At 71.6% G+C, this 12,950-nt stretch carries 4 protein-coding genes and 1 pseudogene; 4 read left to right on the forward strand and 1 reads right to left on the reverse strand.

Going from position 1 to position 12,950, the window contains the following annotated elements; all coding sequences use genetic code 11:
• The first annotated feature begins 56 nt into the window (after nucleotides 1-56).
• The 4 genes from FV218_RS12380 to FV218_RS12395 all read left to right on the forward strand — a co-directional run bounded on the left by FV218_RS12380 (nucleotide 57) and on the right by FV218_RS12395 (nucleotide 12,711).
• Nucleotides 57-1,103: a hypothetical protein gene (locus FV218_RS12380; RefSeq protein WP_056095761.1), complete on the forward strand. Its 1,047-nt coding sequence runs from the start codon at nucleotides 57-59 to the stop codon at nucleotides 1,101-1,103.
• Nucleotides 1,104-1,105: 2 nt separating this feature from the next.
• Nucleotides 1,106-3,262, forward strand: a complete 2,157-nt coding sequence (locus FV218_RS12385) for a glycosyltransferase family 2 protein (RefSeq protein WP_147709939.1) — start codon at nucleotides 1,106-1,108, stop codon at nucleotides 3,260-3,262.
• A gap of 663 nt (nucleotides 3,263-3,925) precedes the next feature.
• Nucleotides 3,926-11,338, forward strand: a complete 7,413-nt coding sequence (locus FV218_RS12390; RefSeq protein ID WP_147709940.1) for a type I polyketide synthase — start codon at nucleotides 3,926-3,928, stop codon at nucleotides 11,336-11,338.
• Nucleotides 11,335-12,711, forward strand: a complete 1,377-nt coding sequence (locus FV218_RS12395; RefSeq protein ID WP_147709941.1) for an aminotransferase class I/II-fold pyridoxal phosphate-dependent enzyme — start codon at nucleotides 11,335-11,337, stop codon at nucleotides 12,709-12,711. The genes FV218_RS12390 and FV218_RS12395 overlap by 4 nt, the downstream gene beginning before the upstream one ends.
• A gap of 76 nt (nucleotides 12,712-12,787) precedes the next feature.
• Here the strand turns inward: FV218_RS12395 and FV218_RS23205 are convergent.
• Nucleotides 12,788-12,950 (reverse strand): annotated as a pseudogene (locus tag FV218_RS23205) (sugar transporter); the annotation flags it as partial.

Below are 12,950 nucleotides of genomic sequence, written 5' to 3' on the forward strand. Positions count from 1 at the left end.
AAGATCCTCGGGGCCCGAAATCCCCGGGGGGCCGGGCACGCGAGCAACGGTGAGGAATGCGGTTCTACGTCGATCACGACCTGGGCGATGAGATCCGATGCTGGGTGGTCCCGGACAACCCCCTGGCGATCAGTCGCGTCTTCGTCTCCGTGGAGGGGCGCCGGGTCGCCGAAGTGCCGGCCACCATCACGGATGACGGCATCCGGGCCAACGGCTGGCACTCCACCGGGCAATGCGTCTTCCGGCTGACCCCGGAGGAGGTGCCGGGGCTCGCGGAGGCGCGGCGGGTCGAGGTCTACGACACCGACACCAACGTTCTCATCTACCGGCGCATCCGCCAGGACGGGATCCGGACGGGCAAGGTGCTGCTCGTCGACACCAGCATCGTGCCGGAGACCCGCATCCCCTCGGCCCTGTTCGACCGGTTCCAGCAGAGCTACCTCGGCATCGGGCGCCTGTCCGACGAGGTGCTGCGGGTGCTGTTCGAGAGCCCGTGGCTGGCCTCGTCCTTCCTGTCCGGCGCCATCGTCGTGCCGCGCTACGAGGGATTCTTTGCGAGCGAGGGCTTCCTCACGACGGCCCTGGTCCACGACCCCTACACCGAGATGGCGACCCGCCTGCTCTGGCTGAAGGCCCGCACCGCCGTGGCCGCCGACCCCGGGCAGGCCTGGCGCCTCGGCCGCCTCGCCGAAGCGGCGGATTTCGCCGGCGACTACGATTACGACGACCCGAAGAGCCTCAAGCGCTTCTTCCGGATGATGCCGGAGCCGGCCTACCGCCTGCTCTACAATCCCCTGGCCCGCCAGTTCGGCACCAAGCTGCCCGACGACCGCATGACCCCCGGCAATTCCATCGTCGCCATCGAGATCCTGGCCCGCGTCGGCGTCGTCGGCCACCGCGACTTCTACGAGGCCTTCGCCACCACCCTGTTCGACCGCCTCGGGATCGAGGCCGTCGTGCCCGAGCCCGAGCCGATTTCCGAGACGGTCCTGGCCCTCGCCGCGCGCCTGCGCGGCCTGCGGGTGGCCCAGGACATGCTGGTGTTCGACGTCGCCATGGCGGACGCCGTGCGCGATGCCGTCGCCAAGGGCTGGACCGTCTGAGCATGGCGCAGGACACGGTCGCGACGCCGTCGGCCCGCCTGCCCGGCGGCACGCGGGCCTTCGCCGCCGAGGGGAGCGCCCTGCGCCTCGATCTCACCGGGGCTGGCCTCGGCGGCGCCTGGGTGACGATCCGGTTCTCGGACACGGGCAGCGGCGGGATCGCCCGCCTCCTGATCACCCAGCTCTGCGCGGACCGGCAGGGCGCGGTCCTGTCGGAAGAGGCGTTGGGCGGCGACGGGTTCGCCTGGACCGGGCGCCTGCCCGAGGGCGTCAGCGCCCTGGTCCTCTCGCCCCTGGCGCCGGGCCGGCCCTTCGCCCTCGCGGAGTTCTCGATCCGCCGGCGCGGCCGCCTCGCCCTCACGGCCCGCGCGGCCCTGCGGCACCCGACTTCGACCGCCCGCGCCGTGTACTGGCGCTGCCTCGGCCTGAAGGTGCGCGGGCGCGGCCTGCTCACGGCTGCGCTCGGCCATCGCCGGGGCACCGGGTATCCCGCCTGGATCCGGCGTTTCGACACCCTCGACGGCGCCGAACGGGCCCGCCTGCGCGCCGAGGCCGCCGCGTGGCCGGACCCGCCCCTCATCTCGATCCTGATGCCGGTCCACCACCCCGCCCCGGCGGTACTGGAGGCGGCCCTGCGCTCGGTCCGGGCGCAGCTCTCTCCGCACTGGGAACTCTGCGTCGTCGACGACGCCTCCACCGACCCCGCCGTGGCTGGGCGTCTCGCGGCCCATGCGGCGGCGGACCCGCGCATCCGGGTGATGCGGCGCGCCGTCAATGGCCATATCGCGCGGGCCACCAACGATGCCCTCGCCATGGCGCGGGGGGGCTACGTCGCCTTCCTCGACCATGACGACGTCCTCTCCGAGACCGCCCTGTTCCACGTCGGCACCACCGTGCGCGCCGATCCCGGCCTCGTCCTGATCTACAGCGACGAGGACAAGATCGACGGGCGCGGGCGCCGCTTCGAGCCCCACTTCAAGTCGGGCTTCGACCGCGAACTCCTGTACGGGCAGAACTACATCAACCACCTCACGGTGGTGCGGACGGCCGACTTGCGGGCCCTCGGCGGCCTGCGCCCCGGCTTCGAGGGCAGCCAGGACCACGACCTGCTCCTGCGCCTCACCCGCGGCCTCGCGCCGGAGCGCGTGCGCCACATCCCGAAGGTGCTCTATCACTGGCGTGCCGCCGGGGGCTCCGGCACCTTCTCCGACCGGGCGCTGGCGCAGGCCGAAGCCGCGCGCCTGCGCGCCCTGGCGGAGGTGGCGGCGGCTTTCGGCGCCCGGGCCGAACGGGGACCGCTGGGTTTCAACCGCCTCGTGCGGCCCCTGCCCGATCCGGCCCCGCGCGTCTCCGTCATCATACCGACCCGCGACCGGGCCGAACTCCTGGGGACGGTCCTCGATGGCCTGTTCGCCGCGACGGACTACCCGGACCTCGAGGTCGTCGTGGTGGACAACGACAGCCGCGAGGCCGCCACCCGTGCCCTGTTCGCGCGGTATGCCGGGGAGAGGCGCCTGCGGGTCCTGCCCGTGCCGGGACCGTTCAATTTCTCGGATCTGTCGAACCGGGGGGCGGCCGCCGCCACGGGCGCGGTGCTGCTGTTCCTCAACAACGACGTCGAGATCGTCGAGCCCGGCTGGCTCACCGAGATGGTCTCCATCGTCCTCGACCCCGGCGTCGGGGCGGTGGGCGCCAAGCTGCTCTATCCCGACGGAACCCTCCAGCACGGCGGCATCGTCCTCGGCATCGGCGGGGTCGCGGGCCACAGCCACCTCGGCCTGCCGGGCGCCGAGCCGGGCTACTTCGCCCGGATGGTGCTGACGCAGGAGGTCTCCGCCGTCACCGGGGCGTGCCTCGCCGTGCAGGCCGATGTCTTCGCGGAGGTCGGCGGGTTCGATGCCGAGCACCTCGCCGTCGCCTTCAACGACGTCGACCTGTGCCTGCGCCTGCGCGGGGCCGGCTACCGCAACGTCTGGACGCCGCATGCCCGCCTCGTCCACCACGAGTCGAAGAGCCGCGGTCCCGAGGATACGCCGGAGAAGCGGGCCCGGTTCGAGGCCGAGACCCGGGTGATGCAGGCCCGCTGGGAGCCCCAGCTCCGGGCCGACCCGTACTACAATCCCAATCTCGCGCGCGGGTCGGCACATTTTCGCCTGTGATCCGCCCCGGCCCGCTCTCCGACGCGGTGGAGACCGGTTCGTTGCAGGAAGGGATCACACCGGCTCCGGCCGATCGGGACCCGCGGCCGCGTGCCCGTGAGAGTTGATGTTGCAGTGCGGTGACACTTCGACGCATTCGGTCCGGTCACGCCCTGCAGGCCGACGACGATCCCGCGCCCTGTGTGTCTTGGACGTGACAGGCCTGCCTTGGAATTGCTTAAAGTCGGGATGATAAACCGGCCCGAGGCCGTGGAAGCGGCGCCGCCCGCGGGTCGTGGGCGACGGGGTCTGCCCCCGATCCGATCCACGAGGGCCACCGGGAAGCACATGGCATCTTTTCGCAAGTCGAGTCCGGATTCCAAGTCGATGTCCCAAGACGCGGCCGCCGTGCCGTCCCGGTCGCGTCCGCCCTCGGTCGTTCGCGACGCCTGATCTGTTCCGGGGCCGGTTTCGTATCCGGTCCCCGCGGCCGTTCCCGACCGGAACCGGGCCGTTCCTCGATGAAGACGCGCAGCGGGATCGTCAGTCCTTGCGCGAGCCTCGCCCGCCCCCTCCCCCGTGTGTTGGACACCGTCGTGGTGCCATACTAAGGGTCGGGCGGATTGCCCGGCCCCTTCCCGGGGCCGGTCTCGTTCCCCGTTCAAGAGCGTGTGCGAATCGAACGTGACTCAACGTACAGACATCGCGATCATCGGTCGTGCCTGCCGCCTCCCGGGTGCCTCGAACGTCGAGGGTCTGTGGCAGCTCCTGACGGAAGCCCGCTGCGCGGTCGGCCAGATTCCGGAAGATCGCTGGTCCCTGAGCCGGTTCGGGCATCCCCGCGCCCAGGAGCGCGGCAAGAGCTACACCTGGTCGGCGGGCATCCTCGACGAGATCTGGTCGTTCGATCCGGGCGTGTTCGGCATCTCGCCCCGCGAGGCCGAGCAGATGGACCCGCAGCAGCGCCTGCTGCTCGAACTCACCTGGGAAGCCCTGGAGGATGCCGGCCTGCGTCCCTCGGCCGTGGCCGGCACCCAGATCGGCGTGTTCGTCGGCGCGTCGTCCCTCGATTACGGCAACCTGCGCATCCTCGACACCGCCTCGGGTGACGCCTACGCCGCCACCGGCAACACCCTCTCGATCCTGTCGAACCGCATCTCCTACATCTACGACCTGAAGGGCCCGAGCTTCACCGTCGACACGGCGTGCTCGTCCTCCCTCGTCGCCCTGGATTCGGCGGTGGCCGCCATCGCCAGCGGCCGGATCGACACCGCCGTCGTGGCCGGCGTCAACCTGCTGGCGAGCCCGTTCAACTTCATCTGCTTCTCCAACGCGCAGATGCTGTCGCGGCGCGGCCTGTGCAGCGCGTTCTCGGCCCAGGCCGACGGCTACGTCCGCTCCGAGGGCGGCGTCGTCCTCGTGCTGCAATCGGCGAAGGCGGCCGCCCGCGACGGCAACACCGTGCGGGGCGTCATCGCGGCGAGCGGCGTCAATTCGGATGGCCGCACCACCGGCATCTCGCTCCCCTCGGGCTACGCGCAAGGGGCGCTCCTGGAGCAGGTCTACCGCGACGCCGAGATCGACCTCGACAAGGTCGTCTTCGTCGAGGCGCACGGCACCGGCACCCCCGTGGGCGACCCCATCGAGGCCGGCGCCATCGGCGGCAAGCTCGGAAAACCCCGCCGCGAGCCCCTGCCCATCGGCTCCATCAAGAGTAACATCGGCCACACCGAGCCGGTCTCCGGCCTCGCCGGCCTGCTCAAGGCGAGCCTCGCCCTGGAACACGATTTCGTGCCGGCCTCCCTGCACGCCGCCGAGCTCAACCCCGACATTCCCTTCACCGACCTCAACCTGTCGGTGCTGAACAAGCCGCTGGCCATTCCGCGCGGCAGCGCCGAGCGCTTCGCCGGCGTCAACTCCTTCGGTTTCGGCGGCACCAACGCGCACATCGTCCTCACCGACGGCGCCCGCGTCGCCGCCAAGGCCGAGACCACCCGTGCGCCCGAGATCCTGCTGCTGTCGGCCCAGAGCCGCGCCGCCCTCAACGAACTCGCCCTCGACTACGCCGAGCGCTTCGACGGCGCCAAGCCGGCCGAGATCGCCCGCATCGCCGCCGCCGCCGCCCATCGCCGCGAGCGCCTGTCGTCGCGCTTGGCGATATCCCTCGACGCCGACCTGCCGATGGCCCTGCGCGCCGTCGGCGAGGCCGAGGACACCGACGCCGCCCTCATCGGCACCGCCATCGACCGGTCGGCCGAGGTCGCCTTCGTCTATTCGGGCAACGGCAGCCAATGGGCCGGCATGGGCCGCGAGGCCTACGAGGAGAACGCGGTCTTCCGCGCCGCCTTCGATCGTATCGACACCCTGTTCCTCAAGCTTTCGGACTGGTCCCTCAAGGAGGCCCTGTTCGCCGAGGACCTCGACGAGCGCCTCGTCCTCACCCGTGTCTCCCAGCCCCTGATCTTCGCCATCTCCAGCGCCTCGACCACGGCCCTGCGGGCCCGTGGCCTCCACCCGAAATACGTGCTCGGCCACAGCGTCGGCGAGATCGCGGCGGCGGAAGCCGCCGGCATCCTCAGCCTCGAGCAGGCCGTGAAGGTCATCTTCTTCCGCAGCCAGCACCAGGAATCGACGCGCGGCCTCGGCACCATGGCGGTGCTGCTGGCACCCGCCGACGAGATCGAGCTGTTTCTGCAGGACTACCCGACCCTCGACATCGCCGCCTACAACAGCCCCAAGGCCATCACGGTCGCGGGTCCGGTCAAGGACATCGACGCCGCCATGAAGGCGCTCGCGCGCAAGCGTCGGCGCGGGCGCAAGCTCGACCTCGAATACCCGTTCCACGGCCGGCTCATGAACCCGACCGAGAAGCCGCTCCTGCGCGACCTCGCCGGCCTCAAGCCCCATGCCGCCACCACCGCCATGGTCTCCACCGTGACTGGCACGGTGCTGTCCGGTTCGGAATTCGGCGCCAGCTACTGGTGGCGCAACATCCGCGAGCCCGTGCGCTTCGCCCAGGCCGTGCAGGAAGCCACCCGCCAGGGGGCCCGCGTCTTCGTCGAGGTCGGTCCCCGCGCCACCCTGCTGTCGCATATCGGTGACGCCATCGAGCCCCTCGGCATCGAGAACGCCACCATCGGCGTCCTCCACCGCAAGCAGGCCGGTGGCGATCCCATCGCCCGCACCGTGGCCGCCGCCCTCGTCCAGGGCGCGGCCGTCGACGAGACCACGGTGTTCGGCCAGAACCCGAAGGGCGACGTGTCCCTGCCGCTCTATCCCTGGCAGCGCCGCTCCTTCCGCCTCGCCGAGACCTCCGAGGGCGTCGGCGCCACGACGCCGCGCACCTATCACCCCCTCTACGGCGCGCGCGTCACCGTGGACGGCCTCGAATGGCACGGCCACGTCGACATCGCCACGGTGCCGGAACTCGACGATCACCGCATCGACGGGCAAGCGATCCTGCCGGGCGCGGCCTTCATCGAGATGGCGCTCGGCGTCGCCCGCGAGGTCATGCGCAGCGACACCGTCGTGCTCGCGGAATTCGAGATCCAGTCGCCCATGGTGTTCGGCGAGGAATCCCTGCGCGAGGTCATGGTCCGGGTCTCGGGCTCCGGCAACGGCATCCAGATCCTGAGCCGGCCGCGCCTGACCCAGGCCGCCTGGCAGCTCCACGCCGCGGCCAAGATCGTCGACGGCACCTTCCAGCCGCCCGCGCGCCAGGACATTCCCGAGCCGGGCGAGCAGGCGGTGGACGGCGAGGCCCTCTACCGCATCGCCGCCGCCTCCGGCCTCGGCTTCGGCCCGAGCTTCCGTCAGGTCGCCCTGTCGGCGCGCATCGACGAGACCACCATCGTCTCCGACCTCGTCCCGGCCGAGGCCGACGCGCGTTTCGGCCTCGTGCCGGCGCGCCTCGACTCGTGCTTCCACGGCCTGATCCTGCTGTTCGCCGGTCTCATGGGCGAGGGCTCGACCAAGGCCTACGTGCCCGTGCGCTTCGGCGAGATCCGCCTCGTCCGACCCGGCGCCGTCATCGCCCGGGCGATGATCCGGACCCGCCGCGCCAACGAGCGCAGCATCCTGGCCGACTTCACCCTGGTGGATGAAGAGGGCGAGGTCATCGCCACCCTGCGCGAGGGCCGGTTCCAGGCCCTGCGCACCAAGAACGCCAACGAGCTGGCCGCCTACGCCATCGCCCAGCGGGCCGAGCTCGCCACCGAACCCACGGCGATCCCCCTCGATCGCCGCCAGCGCATCGCCGATGCCGTCCGGCCCCAGGCCAAGGCGGCCTTCGCCGCCGCCGAGGCCCCCCTCGCCCCCGGCCACCTGCTGCTGGAAGGCTGGGCCACCTCCATGGCCTACCGCCTGGCGGAGGGCCTGCAGCGCTCCGGCACCGTCGCCATCGACGAGCGCGTGCCCGAGGCCATGCGGCCCTGGCTCCTGAACGCCCTCCTGGCCCTGGAGAGCAGCGGCCTCGCCACCCTCGACGGCGAGCGCTGGACCCTGCGCAAGGACGTAACCCTGCCGGCGCCCGACGAGATCATGCGCTGGATCGCCGCCGATCACCCCGATCTCTCGGCCGAGCTCGTGCTCACCGCCGATATCGGCGCCCTGGTCGGTCGCCTGCTCGCCGGCGACCTCGTCCACGCCCCGACCCTGTCGCAGAACGCGCTGGACGCCTTCACCCTGCGCAGCGCCTCGGCCCGCGCCTCGGCCGACGTCATCGCCCGGATCGTCGAGTCGGGCAGCGCCGCGCTCCCCCGCGACCGCGCCCTGCGGGTGCTCCAGGTCGGCTTCGGCCCCCTGTCGGCCCAGGCCGCCGCCTTCGCCGACGGCATCGAGGCGCAGCTCTCGGTGTTCGAGGCCGACCGGCGCCTGGCCGAGCGCGCCCGCCTCGCCCTGCCCCGCGGCGTCACCGTCATCGAGGACGCGGCCGAGCTCACCCCCGGCGGCTTCGACGCGATCCTCGCCAGCGACGTGCTCCACCGCGCCGAGCCCGGAATCCTGCAGCAGGTGGCCGATGCCCTGGCCACCGGCGGCTTCCTCATCGCCGTCGAGCCCGGCGCCTCCCTGTTCCGCGACCTTGTCTTCGGCCTGACGCCCGACTGGTTCGACGTCACCGGCGACATGCCCATGGGGCGGCTCGACGACATCACCGGCTGGCAGCGGTCCCTCAGCGACACCGGCCTCGTCCGGGTCGCCGTCGATCGCGCGGTCTCCGACAACGGCGACGACCTCCTGTTCATCGCCGAGGCGCCCGTGCGGGCCCGGCCCGCCGCCGGACAGACTTTTGCGTTCGTCATCGGCTCGCACGATGCCTACGCGGCCGAGACCGCGTCGTCCCTCGCGACCCTGCTGGTCGCGGGCGGCGTCCACGTCTCGATCATCCTCGATTCCGAGCAGTCCCTGCTCGAGCTCGAGCGCGAAACCCCCGACACGGTGGTGTTCCTGGCCGGGGCCTTCAACACCGAGGGTCCGGCCGCGGACCGCCTGCGCGACCGCTGCCTCAGCCTGAAGCGCTGCGTCGAGCACCTCGGCAGCCGCCAGACCCGGCTCTGGGTGGTCTGCCCCGGCGCCACCCGCGACGACGGCGACGCCAACGGCTCCGTCGAGGCCGGCGTCTGGGCCTTCACCCGGACCCTCGCCAACGAGGTCGCCAACCTCGACGTGCGCCGCATCGACCTGACCGACACCCTCACCACCAAGCTCGCCGCCGAGCGCCTGCGCGACCTCATCCTGTCGGGCACCGCCGAAACCGAGATCATCCTCGATCCCGACCAGACCCGGGTCATCCGGTTCTCGCCGGGCCAAGCCGCGCGGCGGCCCGCCGCCGACGCGGTGCCGGCCCCCGCCGCCCGCCTGGAGCGCAGCAACACCGGCGGCCTCAACGAGATGGCCTGGGGCCCGGCCGAGCGCCGCGTCCCCGGACGCGGCGAGGTCGAGATCGCCGTCGAGGCCACCGGCCTCAATTTTCGCGACGTGCTCTGGGCCCTGTCGATGCTGCCCGAGGAGATCCTGGAGGACGGCTTCGCCGGTCCGCGCCTGGGCCTCGAAGTCGCCGGCCGCGTCCTGTCCATCGGCAAGGGGGTCAGCGCCTTCAAGGTCGGTGATCGCGTCGTCGCCTTCGCGCAGTCGGGCTTCTCGACCCACATCGTCGTGCCCGAGCTCGTGGTGGCGCCGAGCCCCCCCGGCCTCGATGCGCAGGCCGCCGCCACCGTGCCCGTCGCCTTCCTCACGGCCTATTACGGCCTCGTGAGCTGCGCCCGCCTGCGCCGCGGCGAGTGGGTCCTCGTCCATGGCGGCGCCGGCGGTGTCGGCCTCGCCGCCCTGCAGATCGCCAAGCTCAAGGGCGCCCGCGTCATCGCCACGGCCGGGTCGCGCGAGAAGCGCGCCCTGGTCAAGGCCCTCGGCGCCGAGCACGTCCTCGACTCGCGCTCGCTCGCCTTCGTCGACGATGTCCGCCGCATCACCGGCGACGGCGTCGGCGTGGTCCTGAACAGCCTGTTCGGCGAGGCGATGGAGCGCAGCCTCAACTGCCTCAAGCCGTTCGGCCGCTTCATCGAACTGGGCAAGCGCGACTACGTCGCCAACACCCATATCGGCCTGCGCCCGTTCCGCCGGAACCTGTCCTATTTCGGCGTCGACCTCGATCAGGTGCTGCAGCACCAGGGCGAGGACGGGGCGCGCCTGTTCCGCGAGGTCATGGCCCTGTTCAACGAGGGCGGCCTAAAGCCGCTCCCGTACCAGCCCTTCACCTCCGACGAGGTCTCGGACGCGTTCCGGCTCATGCAGCAATCGGGACACGTCGGTAAGATCGTCATCGCGCCGCCGAAGGCCGGCAGCGTGATGATGGCGCAGAGCTCGACCTTCGCCATCGCGCCGGACGGCGTCCACCTCGTCACCGGCGGCCTCGGCGGCTTCGGACTGGAGGCCGCGCGCTGGCTCGCCGACCGGGGCGCCAGGCGCATCGTACTCGTCGGCCGCAAGGGCGCCGAGGGCGACGAGGCCAAGGCCGTCGTGGCCGAGCTGACGGCCCGCGGCATCGACGTCCAGGCCAAGGCCTGCGACATCACCAGCCGCAAGGCGGTGGATGCCCTGCTGGCGGACGTGGAGCGCGGCGGGCAAAAGCTCGCCGGCGTGATCCACGGCGCCATGGTGCTGCAGGACGGCCTCATCGCCAACATCGACGCGGCGGCCCTCGACACGGTCATCCGCCCGAAGGTCATCGGCGCCGAGCACCTCGACGCGGCGACGCGCTCGCGAAAACTCGACTACTTCGTGCTGTTCTCCTCGGCCACGACCTTCATCGGCAATCCCGGCCAGGGCTCCTACGTCGCCGCCAACGGCTTCATGGAGGGGCTGGCCCGCCGCCGGCGTAAGCTCGGCCTGCCGGCGCTCGCCGTCGCCTGGGGCGCCATCGGCGATGTCGGCGTCCTCGCCCGCAACCGCGCCGTCATGGAGACCCTGGCCGGCCGCGTCGGCGTCACGCCCATGGACGCCCGCCACTGCCTCGACCTCATGGCCGATGCCCTGGAGGGCCAGGGCAGCAGCACCGACGACGCCGTCGTCGCCATCGCCTCCATGCACTGGGGCAAGGCCCGCGAGCGCCTCGCCACCATGAAGAGCCCGAGCTACGCCGACCTCGGCTCGGACCAGCAGATGGAAGCCGGCACGGTGGCGGCCATCAACATCGGGACGCTGCTCAAGACCCAGGACATCGACACGGTGCGCAAGACCGTGGCCGACGCCATCGTCGAGGACATCGCCCGCATCCTGCGCCTGCCGAAGGACGACATCAGCCGCGTCCGCCACCTTTCGGAGATCGGCCTCGATTCGCTCATGGGCGTCGAGCTCGGGGCCAGCCTGCAGGAGCGCTTCGCCCTGGAGGCGCCGCCCTCCGGCATCTCGTCGGGGCTCACGGTCAACGAGCTCACCGAGACCCTGATCCAGTCGATCTCGGCCCCCGTGGACGAAGCGGCGGCCGCCGTGATGAGCCTCGCCCAGCGCCACGCCAGCGAGGGCGTGGATGTCAGGACCCTCGAACCGTTCCACGCGCTGGTCGAAGAGAACAGCCTCGTCATCAAGGAAATCCTGCCGTGACCAAGCCCGCGAGACCGGACGGCGGGCGCGCGGCGCTCGCAGGATTCGTCACCAACCGCCTCGGCCGCAACGCCAACCGGCCGGCCCCGGCGCGCGCACCCGCGCGCCCGGCCGGCGACCCGTCGGTGCAGAACTTCGAGACCCTGCCGGGCTACCGCGAGCTGCGCCTGCAGCGCTCGGCCGCCGACCTCATCGGGCTGGGCAACCCGTTCTTCCGGGTCCACGAGACCCGGGCCGGCGCCAACACCCGCATCGCCGGCAAGAGCTTCATCAACTTCTCGTCCTACGACTACCTCGGCCTCAACGGGCACCCGGACGTGAACGCCGCCGCCGCCAAGGCCATCGAGGATTTCGGAACCTCGGCCTCGGCGAGCCGCATCGTGGCGGGTGAGCGCCCGGGCCATCTCTCCCTGGAGAAGGCCCTGGCCGACCATTACGACACGGAGGCCTGCGTGGTGATGGTGAGCGGGCACGCCACCAACGTCACCACCCTCGGCGCCCTGATGGAGCCGGGCGACGTGATCTTCCACGATTCCCTCAGCCACAACAGCATCGTCACCGGGGCGCAGCTCTCGGGGGCGCAGCGCCGCTCCTTCGCCCACAACGATCTCGACGCCCTCGAGACCCTGCTGGGCGCCACCCGCCACGAGCACCGCCGGGCCCTCATCGTGGTCGAGGGCCTCTACAGCATGGACGGCGACGCGCCGGACCTCGCCGCCCTCGTCACCCTGAAGCAGCGCTACGACGCCTGGCTGATGGTCGACGACGCCCATGGCCTCGGGGTGCTCGGCCGCACCGGCATCGGCCTCGCCGAGCATTGCGACGTCGACCCGCACGGGGTCGACATCTGGATGGGGACCCTGTCGAAGACGCTGTCCACCTGCGGCGGCTACATCGCCGGCCCGGCGGCGCTCATCGAGTACCTGAAGTGCACGGCCGGCGGCTTCATCTACAGCGTCGGCCTGTCCCCGCCGCTGGCCGCCGCCGCCGAGGCGGCCCTGGCGATCATGCATGCCGAGCCCCACCGGGTGGAGCGCCTGCGCCAGAACGGAAACCTGTTCCTGGCCTGCGCCAAGAAGCACGGCCTCGACACCGGCACGAGCCTCGGGCTCGCGGTGATTCCCGTCATCGTTGGCGATTCGCTGAAATCCGTGACCCTGTCGGACCGGCTGTTCAAGCGCGGCATCAACGTGCAGCCGATCATCCACCCGGCCGTGCCCGAGCGGGCCTCGCGCCTGCGCTTCTTCATCACCTCCGAGCACACGCCCGAGCAGATCCGCGAGACCGTGGACGCGGTGGCCGAGGAACTGCACGAGATCGAGAAGGGCGGCTCGCTCATCGAGCAGCTCATGTCGAAGCGCGGCAAGCCGTAGGCCGCACGGCACCCTCCGCAGACATGGAAACGGGCCCGCGAGGGCCCGTTTTTCGTTGGCGATCCCGGTCCCCGTTCTACCGGCCGACGGCGTAGATCGACGCGCCTGCGGCGACGGGTGCGGTGACGGTCGAGAAGACCGAGAGCACCTTCTGGACCTCGGTGAAGGGGGCGTTGGAGACGTAGACGAGGTCGCGGTTGCGCATGCGGAAGGCCTGGGTGAGGAACAGGCTGTTGGGG

Origin of the sequence: Methylobacterium sp. WL69 (assembly GCF_008039485.1) — a bacterium.
GTDB lineage: Bacteria > Pseudomonadota > Alphaproteobacteria > Rhizobiales > Beijerinckiaceae > Methylobacterium.